At 62.9% G+C, this 13,239-nt stretch carries 12 protein-coding genes; 6 read left to right on the top strand and 6 right to left on the bottom strand.

Going from position 1 to position 13,239, the window contains the following annotated elements; all coding sequences use genetic code 11:
* Window positions 1–36: 36 nt before the first annotated feature.
* Together HNO82_RS16695 and HNO82_RS16690 are read right to left on the bottom strand one after the other, a co-directional pair.
* Entirely contained in the window at window positions 37–1,374 is a 1,338-nt protein-coding gene (locus HNO82_RS16695; RefSeq protein WP_175344480.1) for an MFS transporter, read from the bottom strand.
* A 458-nt stretch (window positions 1,375–1,832) separates the two neighbouring features.
* Window positions 1,833–2,783: a LysR family transcriptional regulator gene (locus HNO82_RS16690; RefSeq protein WP_008326816.1), complete on the bottom strand. Its 951-nt coding sequence runs from the start codon at window positions 2,781–2,783 to the stop codon at window positions 1,833–1,835.
* 129 nt (window positions 2,784–2,912) lie between these two features.
* Between HNO82_RS16690 and HNO82_RS16685 the strand changes: the two genes are divergently transcribed.
* Window positions 2,913–3,833 (top strand): dihydrodipicolinate synthase family protein, encoded by a 921-nt coding sequence (locus HNO82_RS16685; protein ID WP_175344479.1) that lies wholly within the window; start codon window positions 2,913–2,915, stop codon window positions 3,831–3,833.
* A gap of 114 nt (window positions 3,834–3,947) precedes the next feature.
* On the opposite strand, the gene HNO82_RS16680 is transcribed toward HNO82_RS16685, so the two are convergent.
* Complete coding sequence (locus HNO82_RS16680) at window positions 3,948–4,622, bottom strand: response regulator transcription factor (protein ID WP_175344478.1); 675 nt, start codon at window positions 4,620–4,622, stop codon at window positions 3,948–3,950.
* A 561-nt stretch (window positions 4,623–5,183) separates the two neighbouring features.
* Between HNO82_RS16680 and HNO82_RS16675 the strand changes: the two genes are divergently transcribed.
* From HNO82_RS16675 to HNO82_RS16660, 4 genes are all read left to right on the top strand, one after another.
* Entirely contained in the window at window positions 5,184–5,975 is a 792-nt protein-coding gene (locus HNO82_RS16675; protein WP_008326794.1) for a response regulator transcription factor, read from the top strand.
* Window positions 5,976–5,985: 10 nt separating this feature from the next.
* Window positions 5,986–8,682, top strand: a complete 2,697-nt coding sequence (locus tag HNO82_RS16670; RefSeq protein ID WP_175344477.1) for a hybrid sensor histidine kinase/response regulator — start codon at window positions 5,986–5,988, stop codon at window positions 8,680–8,682.
* 119 nt (window positions 8,683–8,801) lie between these two features.
* Window positions 8,802–9,056 carry a type II toxin-antitoxin system HicA family toxin gene (locus tag HNO82_RS16665; RefSeq protein ID WP_217509946.1) on the top strand — a complete coding sequence of 85 codons (255 nt, stop codon included), beginning with the start codon at window positions 8,802–8,804 and terminating at the stop codon, window positions 9,054–9,056.
* The gene (locus HNO82_RS16660; RefSeq protein WP_237713516.1) at window positions 9,053–9,370 is read left to right on the top strand and encodes a type II toxin-antitoxin system HicB family antitoxin; all 318 of its coding nucleotides are present in this window, start codon (window positions 9,053–9,055) and stop codon (window positions 9,368–9,370) included. The genes HNO82_RS16665 and HNO82_RS16660 overlap by 4 nt, the downstream gene beginning before the upstream one ends.
* A gap of 17 nt (window positions 9,371–9,387) precedes the next feature.
* Here HNO82_RS16660 and HNO82_RS16655 read toward each other — a convergent pair whose 3' ends face one another.
* From HNO82_RS16655 to HNO82_RS16645, 3 genes are all read right to left on the bottom strand, one after another.
* A complete protein-coding gene (locus tag HNO82_RS16655; RefSeq protein WP_034350005.1) occupies window positions 9,388–9,615 on the bottom strand; it encodes a hypothetical protein in 228 nt (75 codons plus the stop codon).
* A gap of 238 nt (window positions 9,616–9,853) precedes the next feature.
* Window positions 9,854–11,674 carry a putative bifunctional diguanylate cyclase/phosphodiesterase gene (locus tag HNO82_RS16650; protein ID WP_175344475.1) on the bottom strand — a complete coding sequence of 607 codons (1,821 nt, stop codon included), beginning with the start codon at window positions 11,672–11,674 and terminating at the stop codon, window positions 9,854–9,856.
* Window positions 11,675–11,687: 13 nt separating this feature from the next.
* Window positions 11,688–11,825, bottom strand: coding sequence for a hypothetical protein (locus HNO82_RS16645; RefSeq protein WP_175344474.1), 138 nt, complete (start codon window positions 11,823–11,825; stop codon window positions 11,688–11,690).
* A gap of 254 nt (window positions 11,826–12,079) precedes the next feature.
* Here HNO82_RS16645 and HNO82_RS16640 point away from each other — a divergent pair, with 254 nt between their 5' ends.
* The gene (locus HNO82_RS16640; RefSeq protein WP_175344473.1) at window positions 12,080–13,120 is read left to right on the top strand and encodes a MerR family transcriptional regulator; all 1,041 of its coding nucleotides are present in this window, start codon (window positions 12,080–12,082) and stop codon (window positions 13,118–13,120) included.
* The last annotated feature ends 119 nt before the right edge of the window (window positions 13,121–13,239 follow it).

The raw sequence follows: 13,239 nt of genomic DNA, 5'->3' as shown, positions 1-13,239 counted from the left end.
CGGCGTTGAGCCCATGCCACTGGCCATGGATTGCCTTCACTCGGCAATCACGCGTGCCTGCAGTTCGGCGGCCTCTTCACGGGCACCGGCGCCGATGGCGAAGATCACCGCCGCCGACACCGCCATGAGCGCACCCACCACGAACATCGGCGCCTGGTAGTTGCCGGTGGCATCCTTGATCGCCCCGGTGATGAAGGGCGCCATGAAGCCGGCCGCGTTGCCCACCGTGTTGATCAGTGCAATCCCTGCGGCCGCGGCCGCTCCCGAGAGGAAACGTGCCGGAATCGACCAGAAGGTCGGCAGGGCCGAGAAGATGGCGCAGGCAGTCACCGTGATGGCCAGCACCGTGGTGGCCGGGCTCTGCATGTAAAGTGCCGCCGGGATGCTGATGGCGCCCAGCAAGGCGGGCAGGCCCACGTGCCAGCTGCGCACGCCGCGCCGGGTGGCGTCACGGCTCCACAGGAACAGGGCGATGGCCGCCGGCAGGTAGGGAATGGCGGTGATCAGCCCCTTCTGGAACACATTGAATTTGCTGCCGAATTGCGCCTCGAAACCACCGATGATGGTCGGCAGGAAGAAAGCCAGGGCATACAGGCCATAGATCAATCCGAAGTAAACCAGGGCCAGCAGCCACACGCGCGGATTCTTCAGTGCCGCGCCCGCATGGGCCACGTGCTCGACACGCTTGTTGCCCTGTTCGGCTTGCAGGGCGGCCGTGAGCCACTTGCGCTCGGCCTCGTCGAGCCATTTGGCATCGGCGGGCCGGTCGGCCAGATAGAACCAGGCCATCACGCCCACCGCGATGGCCGGCAGTGCCACCCCGGCGAACATCACGCGCCAGCCTTCCAGCCCGAACAGGCCATGCGCCTCGATGAGCAGCGCGGCCATCGGCGCGCCGATGACGATGGTCAGCGGCTGGGCCAGATAGAACAAGGCCAGGATATGGCTGCGATGCCTGGCCGGCACCCACAGGCTCAAGTAGAGAATGGCTCCCGGGAAGAACCCGGCCTCGGCCACACCCAGCAGGAAGCGCAGTACATACAGCCCCTCCACGCTGCTGACCCAGGTAAACAGCAGCGCCACGATGCCCCAGGTGACCATGATGCGCGCCAGCCAGCGGCGCGCGCCGTACTTGTGCAGGGCCAGGTTGCTGGGGATTTCCAGCAGCACATAGCCGATGAAGAAGACCCCGGCCGCAAACCCGAACTGGGCGGCGGTCAGGGCCAGATCACGGCTCATGCCATTGGGGCCGGCGAAGGAAATCGCCGTGCGATCCAGAAAATTGATGAAAAACATCAGGCCCACGAAGGGCACTAGCCGCATTGCGACCTTGCGGATGGCCGATCTTTCGACGGCGCTTTGGGGCGTCTCCATTGTTGTCTTGTCTCCTGTCGGGTTCAGAGGCTGTGCCTGATCAACGACAACCTCTACGGGTTTGGCCAGGGACGCGGGGGCTGTGCGCCTTGCGGTCGCCTGGCTGCCTTGGTTGTTTCTTTGTTATTTCGTTGTTTTTCCAGAAGGCAACGCACAGATCAAGCCGGAGAAGACCAACTGGTATAATCACTATACCATTACACCAAAAATGCTCGCTCAAATTTTTTGCATGGATGAGGTGAAGATCCTTTCAGTTCGACCGCCAAGCTCCGTCCCTTGGCGCTTTGCGGCGGGTCAGCGTCCGGCCACGGTCATCGGGCAAGGGCGAACGGAGCAGGCTTGCTGCCGGCTGAGCGGCGCAAGTGAAGCTTTGTGCTTAACAGTGAGGAAAGAGAGACAGGCAGGAAGACAACGGCAGCATCCGCCGCGCCCGGCCATGGCCGGGCGCCGGCGCAGGATCAAACGGCGCTGGCCTCTTGGCGCAACAAGCCCACGAAGGCTTCGCCCGCCCTGGACAACTGCCCGCCCTTGCGCGTGACGATGCCGATGGTCTGCGACATCGAACGCAGTTTCACCGGCAGGATACGCAACATGCCGCGCCTGACGAACATCTCGGCCACCGCCGTGGGCAGGATAGAAACCATGTCGGTCCCCTGCTGCAGCAAGGCCACCGTCACGAAGGTCGAGGCGGTAGAGATGGCATTGCCCGGCATGCTGACCCCGGCCAGGTCCATTTCGCGCTCCAGCACCGCATGCAGGGGCATGTGGCTGGGATAGGTCACCCAGCGATAGCCCGCCAGCGCCGCCAGACGCATCTGCCTGCCACGCGGGCGCGGATGTTCGCCCGAGACCACCACCGACAGCGGTTCTTCCGACAAGGGCTGATAGTGATACTTGCCGGGATTGTCGGAGACGCTGGCGCGCGCCACCAGCAAATCGAGATGGCCTTCGTCGAGCAGGCTCAGCAATTGTCGGCTGGTCTGCTCGACAATATCGATGGAGAGCTCCGGATGGCGCCGCTGCAAGGCATCCACCGCCGGCACCACCAGTTCCGGCAAGGCCCCCATGACCGCCCCGATGGCCAGCCGCCCGCCGCGTCCGGAGCGGATCTGCGCCATCTCCTCGCACAGCGAACCGAGATCGGTCGCCATCAGGCGCGCATAACGGATGACGCAATGACCGAACTGATTGGGAATGAGACCGGATCGGGTCCGTTCAAACAATTGCGCATCCAGCATCGCTTCGAGCTCGGCCAGCGATTTGCTGGCGGCCGACTGGGTCATGGCCAGGGCGCTGGAGGCCTTGTGCAGCGATTGGTGCTCGTCCAGCGCGATGAGCAGTTGCAGCTGCTTCATGCGCAGGCGGGACAGGAGACTGTTGAGACGTTGCTGGCTGGGCGCGGGTTTCATGGGTGATTCCAAAAAGCGATCACATGATGGAAAGTCTTCACTATACAGGCCATCGGCGCGCCCGTATATTGAGCCCCATTGCACACCGCCATCGCCTGATGGCCCACGACAACCAAGACGGAGACTCCCATGAGCACCCCCCTTTATCGCGGCGTATTCCCGGTCGCCCCGACCATCTTCGACCAGGACGGCAAGCTGGACCTGGAAGGCCAGAAGCGCGCCATCGACTTCATGATCGATGCCGGCTCCAACGGCATCTGCATCCTGGCCAACTTCTCTGAGCAGTTCGTGCTCTCCGACGACGAGCGCGTGCTGGTGCAGGACACCGTCCTGAAGCACGTGGCTGGTCGGGTGCCGGTGATCGTTACCACCACCCACTTCGGCAGCCAGATCTGCGCCGAGCGCAGCCGTGCCGCGCAAGACGCCGGCGCTGCCATGGTGATGGTGATGCCGCCCTATCACGGCGCCACCTTCCGCGTGTCGGAAAAACAGATCTATGAGTTCTATGCACGCGTTTCGGACGCCATCGATATCCCCATCATGATCCAGGATGCACCGGTGGCCGGTACGCCCCTGTCGGCGCCCTTCCTGGCGCGCATGGCCAAGGAAATCGAGAACGTCTCCTACTTCAAGATCGAGACCGCCGGTGCCGCCTCCAAGCTGCGTGAGCTCATCGAACTGGGCGGCGACGCCGTGGTCGGCCCCTGGGATGGCGAAGAAGCCATCACCCTGATCCCCGACCTGGACGGCGGTGCCACCGGTGCCATGACCGGCGGCGGATATCCGGATGGCATCCGCAAGATCGTCGATGCCTATTTCGCCGGCGACACCGAAAAGGCTGCCGAGCTCTACATGCAGTGGCTGCCGCTGATCAACTACGAGAATCGTCAATGCGGCCTGGCGGCGTGCAAGGCACTGATGCTCGAAGGCGGCGTGATCAAGTCCGACATGCTGCGCCATCCGCAAGCCCCGATGCACCCCAAGGTGCGCGAAGGCCTGCTGCGCGTGGCGCGCCGTCTGGATCCGATGGTTCTGAGCTGGGGCAGGTAAGTCAACGCGAGCCGGTTCGCAGCGCGACCGGCCCTTTTGCAACGGGAGCCTCGGCTCCCGTTTTTCATGGGCGCGGGCAGGCTGCGCGCAGCGTCGAGAGCGCTCACTGCCACCTCAGCACGCCTGAATCGCTTCGGTAAAGCAATAGCCCACGCCATGCAGGGTGCGCAGCGGCAGATCACACATGGTGCTGTCGCGCCACTTGCGGCGCAGACGACTGACGGTCTTCTCCAGCACGCGTTCATCGAAGCTCACCCAATCTACCCCGAAGGCGTGCGCGATGGTGCAGCGGTCGGCGGCGTGGCGGGTGCTGTTGGCCAGCGCCTTCAAGAGCGCTACTTCGCGCGAGTTGATTTCCACCGCATCGTGTTGTGGCGCATGCAGCGTGCGTCCGGCCACGTCCAGCCGCCACGCCTGCGGCGCCACCCGTCGCAGCATCACATCGAGATAGGCGTTGAGCAACTCCATGCGCTGCGGCATCGCTTCACAGAAGTCGGCGCCCCGCTCCAGACCGCCGATACGGACCATCGCGCTCTCATGCTCGGCCGCCAACAGCAGGATGCCCATGCGCGCACTGGCCTGGCGGAGTTGCCGGGTCAGCAGATAGCCTGCCCCGCTGGCCCGTCCCATCTGTACGATGGCGATGTCGCCGGGCTGCACCGGCGTCAGCAATTCTTCGCCATCGGCCATCACGCGGTTGACCTTGTGCCCCTGCGCTTCCAGAAAACCGCCCAGCGCACTGTGGCGTTCACTTCTCAAGATGTCTTGCACCAACAAAATGCTGGCCATACCGGCCTCCCCTGATCTTGATCCAATCCCATGACACGTCGGACCGGCACGGCCGGACCGACCCTTTGCCGTCGTGACATGGCCGCGCACAAGATTGCTGCACGGCACCCGCCTCCTGACGCGCTCAAAATTTAGCGCAAGAGAACTGGCATTTCGCGCGCGTGGTTGTGCAGGCCAGCCTCATGGTTCTGGTACAAGGAAAAATATTTCGCGGGATGAGAATTCGCCGCAGGCAGAACGCGCTGCTTTACCTGTCTGCATGCGCGCCCTGGTTCAATGCGAAAAACAGGGTCTGAAAAAAGGCGAGGTCATCTTTAACTTGAATTCACAAATCCCCGCGTTGATGTCATCTCGATGAAAGCACGTCCAAGGTCCCGGACACTGACAGTTCCTGCCTCGCAGGCATCGCCATATCGAATTTATTCGACGATTTACTCGTCGATGTTTTGCCTCCTGATCACATAGTTTTGATGGCGGGAAAAATATTTTCTGGCCGACCATTTTCGCTTCGTGTTGTCGAAATTTCGGGGTAACTTCGCGCTCATTTCTGATGAGGCGAATATGGTCTACAAATCAGCACATCCGGCACTGGCCGGACCTTTGGCAGGACAGCGCATCCTGGTCGTCGACGACGCCGAGGAAGATCGGATGCTGCTGTCGGACTTCCTGCTGCGCCATGGGGCGCGCCTGTATGTGGCCCGCGACGGGCAGGACGGCTATCGCAAGGCGCAGACGGTACGGCCGGACCTGATCCTGATGGATATCCGCATGCCGGTCTACGATGGGCTGACCAGCTGCCGCCTGCTCAAGGCCAACTCGAGCACGCGCAATATCCCGCTGATCTTCCTCTCGGCGGCGGCGTCCACGGAGGAAAAGGTCAACGGTCTGTCGGTCGGTGCGGTGGACTACATCACCAAACCCTTCGATTTCGAGGAAGTGCGCCTGCGCCTGTGTGTGCATCTGCGTTCACTGCTGCATACCGAGCTGCCCCCTGCGGCTACGGTGGGCAGCTTTGGCCAGCAAGCCGGGTCCAGTACCTTCGACACCGTATTGTTCCAGGCTGCGCGACGGCTGATGCTCGACAAGCTGGACCAGCCGCTGAGCCTCAATGCGCTGGCCGCGGCAGTGGGCACCAATGCGCGGCGCCTGTCGAGTGCCTTCAAGCACTGCGCCGGGGTGACGGTATTCGACTTCCTGCGGGAAGAACGCATGAAGGAAGCCCGTCGGCTGCTCTCCGAGAGCACGCTCGACATCGGCGCCATCGCGCTGGCGCTGGGCTACAGCAATACCGCCAATTTCTCCACGGCCTTTCGCGAACGCTTCGGCATGCCCCCCAGCCAGTTCCGGCGCTGATGTGCGCGCGATGTGGCGACTGTCCCGATGGTGTTGGTGGCATGGGTGGCTGGGTATTGCGCTGGCCTTGCCCGCCTTGCCCGCGCTGGCGTCCCTGCCGCCCCAGGCCATCGACCTGACGCAGGTCGCCAGCCGCGCAGTGGTCACATCGGGCTTGCAGATCCTGCGCACGGCCAACGGCAGCTTGCCACTGGCCACCGTGCTGGAGAGTACGCAGTGGGAGTCGGTGCACCAGCCCATGCTGCAGGAAGGCTACAGCACCGGTGCCTTCTGGCTGCGCGGAGAACTGCGCAACCCCGGCCCGCGTTACCTCACGCGCTGGCTGACGCTGGACTCGGCACGATTGCAGGACGTCCGGCTGTATCTGCCGACGCGCCGGGAAAGCGCAGCATCCCCGTCCCTGCTGCCGCAACAGGCCGGTACGCTGCATTCGCTGGCAGGAAAGGAGGTCCTCAGTCGTACCGCCTTGTTTCCGCTCACGCTGGCCCCGGGTGAGCAACGCCCTTTCATCCTGCGGGTGGCCGGGGATTCGACCATCGACCTCAAAGTGATGCTGTGGGAACCGGCCGCGTTTCGTCAGGAGGAAGGTCGCGAGCTGGCATTTCAGTCCTTCGTGCTGGGCATCTCCCTGCTGCTGCTGGCCTATACGCTGGTCCAGGGTATCGCCTGGCGCGACCGCGGCTTCGGGTGGATGGCAGCATGGATCCTCGCGGGACTGCTGTATATCTGGGCATTCCAGGGCTATCTCTACCTTTATCTGTTTCCCGCAGGCGCTCCCTGGCTGGTCCGTGCCCCGGCGACCCTGGGCTGTCTGGCCACCCTGCTCTACGTGCGCATGAGTTATGTACTGGCCGGACTGGAGCGCCTGCGCGGCTGGAAGACCGTCTACACCGGGATGGTGGTGCTGCTGATGATGATCACCGGCTGGACCGCCCTGGGCGACTATCGCCTCACCGCGCCGCTGGCCAATGCCAGCGCTGCCCTGGCCTATCTGGTCTGGCTAGCCTCGATGCTGCATGCCTGGTGGCGCGGACTGGCGCATGCACGCTTGCTGACGCTGTCCTTCGCACTGACCTGGCTGGGGATGTCGCTCAAGCTGCTCGAGCTCAACGGTCTGGTCGAGCGCAGCCTGCTGCCGGACTGGCATTTCGCGGCGCTGTTCCAGCTGGGACTGCTGTGCATGAGCACGATGGTGGTCATCAGTCGCGCAATCGAACTGCACCGCAAGCATGAGCAGATGCAGTGGAGCATGCTCTACCAGCGTGTGCGCGAGCAATTGAAACTGGAACAGGCAGTCACTGCCCGCACCCGTGAATTGCGTGAAGCGCTGGAGGCGGCCGACCAGGCCAACCGCGCCAAGACCGGATTTCTCACCCGCATCAGCCACGATCTGCGCACACCGCTGACCTCCATCCTCGGCTTTGCCGACATGCTGCAGACCGGCGGTGACGAGCGCGCGCGCCATGGTCGCATCATCGTGCGCAGCGCACGTCACATGCTGGCCATGGTCAATGACCTGATCGACTATGCGCGCGGCGACCGCCCGGACCTGCCGCAGCCGGCCGCCGTCTACGCCCATGCCCTGTTGCAGGAGATCGGCCAGGAGGCCGCCCTGCTGGCGCAACGCCAGCACAATGCCTTCCGCCTGCAGGTGGCGCCCAGCCTGCCGCCGGTGCTCACGCTGGACGCCCGCCGGGTACGGCGCATCCTCGGCAACCTGCTCGACAACGCCGCCAAGTACACCCGCGATGGCCAGATCAGCTTGCAGGTGTACTGGCATCCGGCGTCAGCGCAGTCCGGCATGGGGGTCATGGAAATGCAGGTGCGCGACACCGGCTGCGGCATTCCGCTGCATTTCCAGACGCGCGTGTTTGAACCCTTCGAACGCGCCCATGCGGATCGCTCGCAGCCGGGCATCGGCATGGGGCTGGCCATCGTGCGTCAGTGGATACAGCAGATGGGGGGCCAGGTGGCGCTGGAGAGCGCGCCCGGTCAAGGCACCACGATGACGCTGCGCCTGCCGGCAGCCATTGGCAGCGAACACGACATCGCCCGCCACGATGCCCTCGAAGACGCCAGCGGCCACCTCGTGATCGATGGCGAAGGACGCCTGGTGCTGGTGGTGGAAGACCATGTCGACATCGCCCAGTTGCTGGGCGACCAGCTCGGCAGCGTCGGTTTCGCCGTGGAACTGTATGCCGACGGCGAAAGTGCCATCGCCCGCATCGCCGCACAAGATGCTCCTGAGGTGGCGCTGGTGCTGACCGACTACCAGTTGCCGGGTCTGCATGGTGATGCCGTGCTGCAGGCCGCACGCCGGCATCTTCCGCAAGTGCCGGTGCTGTTGCTGTCGGCCACGCTGCAACCGGAACGGGACGAAGAGGATGGCGAGCATTTCGATGCCTGTCTGCTCAAACCAGTCAATTTCCTGGAACTGCAGGAGACCATCAGCCGCTTGCTGGACCTGCAGAAGCAGCCGGATTCAGAACCGGAGCAAGCCGCCGCACCGCCCCTGCAGCGGCCACCTCAGGCCGAGCTGCAGCAGGCCCTGTCGCTCGTCGAGATGGGGGCGGTGTCGGATCTGCTCGACTGGTGCGAGGCGCTGCAACAGTATCCTGACTGCAGAAACTTCGAAGCCACGGCCCGGCAACTGCTGATGACGGGCGATCTGTCGGGACTGGAGGCCCTGTGCCGACAGGCTGATTGAAAAGATTGAAGATTCGATCGCGACTTGCGCCGTCCGTTATTTTTTGGAATATGCGACATATATGATATCATTTTTTGATACCAATTCGCGCCATGAAAAGCACGCATCGAAGAACCCTGTTGAGCATCTTCAGCGACCCGCTGCCCCGCTCACTGGAGTGGCGCCAGATCGAATTGCTTTTCATCGCCATGGGTGCGCAGGTCATCGAGGGACGCGGATCGCGTGTGCGCTTCATGATCGGCGATGTGATCGGGACATTCCACCGCCCCCATCCATCCAAGGATGTGAAACCGTATCAGATCCGCGATGCCCGCAGCTTCCTGCTCAACGCAGGGGTGCGCATTGAGAAAGGAATGACGCAATGGGAACAATGATCTACAAGGGCTATGCTGCCCGCATCGAATACAGCGACGAAGATGAAAGCTTCATCGGTCGTATCGCCGGAATTCAGGATATCGTCGGGTTTCACGGCGACTCTGTCGCCACCCTCAAGGCCGCTTTCGAAGAGGCTGTTGATGATTATCTGGAGACCTGCGCAAAGGCGGGCAAGGCACCGCAAAAGCCGTTTTCAGGAAAATTCATGGTTCGCGTCTCGCCCGAGGTGCATGCGCATGCGGCCACGATGGCCGAAGCGCGTGGCATGAGCCTCAACGCCTGGGCAGCGCAAGCCCTGGCGCTGTATCGATGACGGCGTGCCGTTGCGGATCAGTTGCGCTCCCGACTGCGTTCATCCCCACCCGCTGACTCGCCCTCGGGCTGGGTGCGCGCCAGTTCGGCGTTGCGCTGGTTGATCTGGTACTGCTCCTCGGCATGCTCAAACGCCTGCTGCTCCTTGGGCGAACGGCTGCATGCCCCCAAGGTCAGCGGCAGCACCACCGCCAGGGTCAGGATGGCGAGCGAAGCCAATGGTAAGGGGACCGGTCGGACAGTCACGGAAAGTCTCCAAAATTATATTTCTATACGGAAATATACGCCTCACCAATCCTCACTGCAAGCCATACCTTGCGCCCTGGTGCGTTGATCCCTTCCCGTGCGGTCGGCCGATACGGCCCAGATGCGTGGCACGAAATCCTTCTGCCCTCTTGAGGCCGTCAGCAGGCTCACGCTCCTGCTGGCACAGGCGTTCAAGCTACCGTTGGAGACCCGGGCGGTACTGCACGAGGGCAACGACTCAGTCGCGCGCCGCGATCCAGTCCCAGGTGTCACCTGCCGTCATCGGTCGGGCAATGCCATAACCCTGGCCGTATTCGCAACCGAGGTGGTGCAGGATGCGCCGGCACTTTTCGGTTTCCACGCCTTCGGCGACAACGGCGAATCCCAGCTTCTGTCCCAGATGGATCATCGACGGCACGATCTGCTGGTCGGAATAATTGCTTTCCATGGTCCGGATGAAGGACTGGTCGATCTTGAGATAATCCGCCGGGATGTTCTTGAGGTAGCTCAGATTGCTGAATCCGGCACCGAAGTCATCGATGGCCACCTTCACGCCCAGGCGCTTGATCTCCTGGATCCTGCCGTAGAGTTTCTCGGGATTCTTGCTCATCGCACTTTCGGTGAACTCGATCTCGATGAGCCCGGCAGGAATGCGGTGCTGCCGCAACAGCAACACCAGCGTCTGCACCAGGTCGTCATTGTCGAAGTCGCGTGCCGACACGTTGATGGCCACCGGAATGGCCCGCCCACGGCGCGCCCAGGCCGCGGCCTGTTCGATGCCATGCTGCAGTACCCACAAGGTCACCTGGCGGATCAGCGCAGTCTTCTCGGCCAGCGGGATGAACAGCCCTGGCGAGATCACGCCATGTACCGGATGGCGCCAGCGCAGCAGCGCCTCCACGCCAACACACTGCCCGGAGGACAGGGCCACCTTGGGCTGGTATTCCAGCCACAACTGCTCGCTCGAGAGCAAGGCTGCGGGAAGGGCCGAGAGCAGTTCAAAAAAATGCTTCTGCTCACGCCCCAGCGGCTGCTCATAACGGCAATACAGATTGCCGCGCTCACGCGCATTGTCGGCGGCGGTCAGCAGCGATGGCACCAGTTCATTGATGTCATCGCACTGTGCCAGCGGCATGATGCCCGCCGAAATCTCCAGGCGATGCGGAATACCCTGGTATTGGACGGTCTCGGCAAAGGCGCGCTCGACCTGCTCCATCTGCTGCTGCCAGATATCGCGCCGCTCCAGGTAGGCGAAGGTGGTGGTACCGATGCGATACAGCGCCACCTCGCCCAGCGCCTGGCGTAGTTGTTCCTTGGCCTGGATCAGGAAGCCTTCCACATAGTCCCAGCCCAGTGCCTTGATCATGTCGCGCAGGTAGACACGATCACAGAGATCGATGGCCACCACCGTCAGCTTGCCAGCCAGCGCCTGCGTGCCCTGCCCCAGGGATGCGAGGCTGTGCAGGTCGGCCGTCAGGCGGCTGCGATTGGGCAGAGAGGTGAGGCTGTCCACGTAACTGGAGACGCGCAGCGTGTCCAGGCGGGCCATGACGATGGCCGCCAGCTGTCGCAGCGTCAGCCTTTCGGCTCGACCGAACTGCGTGCGTGGCGACTTGCCGATCACGCACAAGGTCCCCAGCCGCACACCGTCGGCAGTCTGCAACGGGGCGCCGGCATAGAAGCGAATCCCCGGTTCACCGGTCACCAACGGGTTGTCGGCGAAGCGCGCATCCTGGGTGGCGTCAAGCACCACCATGACCTGGTCCTGCTCGATCACGTGACTGCAAAAGGACTGTGAACGCGGCGTAGCTTGCGCATCCAGTCCGTGCCGTGCCTTGAACCACTGGCGGTTCTCGGCCACCAGCGAGACCAGCGCAATCTCGGTCCCGAACAGCGTGGCGGCCAGCTCCGTCAACAGATCACACAGCACGTCAGCCTGGGTATCAAGCACACAGAAGGTATCGAGTACGGCCAGGCGTTGCTGCTCATCCCTGGATGGCTGGTCGTGACCGAGATGCCCGGGCAACGGGCTGGTCAGACGGAGAAGGTCGGCGTGCATGGAGTGGCCCTGATCAGAAGGTGACCAGCTTGCTCATGTCTTCACGGCACTGGCGCACGGCGGGGCGCAGGGCCAGGCTCGGCTGGATGGCCGAAACCAGTCCGAAGCCGATATGGAGGCGAGTACCGATTTTCAGGTCCGATAATTTCATGATGGTTCTTTCCGGAGGGACAGCAAGGTTCTCTGATGACGCCCGGCGCACGCCTGCACGGAATGCGCCAGATCTTGTTTGATGCAAGACATTTCACACTTCCGAGAAAGCGTGACATACTGCCAAAAATCATTAAAACAAACGGCAATATTTCTGGATAACGATGCAACGAATTTTCATTGCAACGACTCTGAACAGATATACGGAAAATATATCCGTACATTTACAAAAAAATTTTCATAGGACATAGGACAATGTCGAAAATACAAAACTCATCCCCTCTTCCGGCGGTCACGGCCTCTTCGGAACCGGCCGAGCTCTCCGATCTGCCGCTGCTGCGTCCTGGTGCGGTGGCGCGCCAGCTGGGCATGTCGGTCGAGACGCTGCGCGCCTGGGAACATCGATACGGCATCAGCTCATCGCAGCACAGCGGCGGCGGCCAGCGCCTGTATTCACAGGAAGACCTGCAACGCCTGGTCTGGATCAAGACCCTGGTGGATGCCGGGCATCGCATCGGCAAGCTGGCCGCGCTGTCCCCGCAGGACTTGCAGGCCCTGGCGCTGGGCCTGCCTGGCGAAGTCGCCGCCCCCCTCGAGCGCCGGGCCAGCCTGCCGATGCGCCTGGCGCTGGTCGGTCCCTGGATTGCCACCAAGGCGGTGGGACAGGCGCTGGCGCAACGGCAACTGAGCGTCACTGCCGCAGTCGAGACCCTCGACGAACTGGACCTCAAACATTTCGACGGCGACCTGCTGCTGCTGGAGAGCACAGTCCTGGATAGCGATCTCGATCTGCGCCTGGAGAGCCTGCGCCGTTCCTTCATCCAGGTACCGGTGCTGATCCTCTATCGCTTCGGGGCCCCGGACATGGTGGCGCGCCTGACCGAGGCCGGGCATCGGGTCGTGCGCAAGACGGTAGAGGGGATCGATGTGGAATGGCTTTGCGAGATGATCCGGCGCATGGAGCCGATGGCCGCTCATCCCCCCGGCGACGACGACCTGCTGCCGGCGCCGCGCTTCAGCGAGAGCACCCTGGCCTCGGTGTCGGAGCAATCCGATCGCATGCAGTGCGAATGTCCGCGTCATCTGGCCGAACTGTTGACGGCACTGGTCGGTTTCGAGCGCTACAGCCGCCAGTGCGAAGATGACTCCGTCGCAGAAGCCGACCTGCACCGCGAATTGCGCATCGCCGCCGGACGCGCCCGCCTGCCGCTGGAAGATGCACTGCAGAAGCTGGCGCGCTTCAAGGGGATTTCACTGGCCCAGGCACGCACTCCCGAGAACATTCCGGAGCAATAGAGCACGCGATGACGGCCCGCATTGCGGCCGTGATTCATTACGCCTGGCCGAAAAAAAACAGCGCGCCCTCTGGACGCGCTGACTGCTGCATGGCCTGACCAGCCAGGCCGTCCGCCACC

Source organism: Herbaspirillum sp. C9C3, assembly GCF_013359625.1.
In the GTDB taxonomy this organism is placed as follows: Bacteria; Pseudomonadota; Gammaproteobacteria; order Burkholderiales; family Burkholderiaceae_D; genus Herbaspirillum.
The sequence above is the reverse complement of the archived record's forward strand: the minus strand, read 5'-3'. Positions and strand labels throughout refer to the sequence as shown.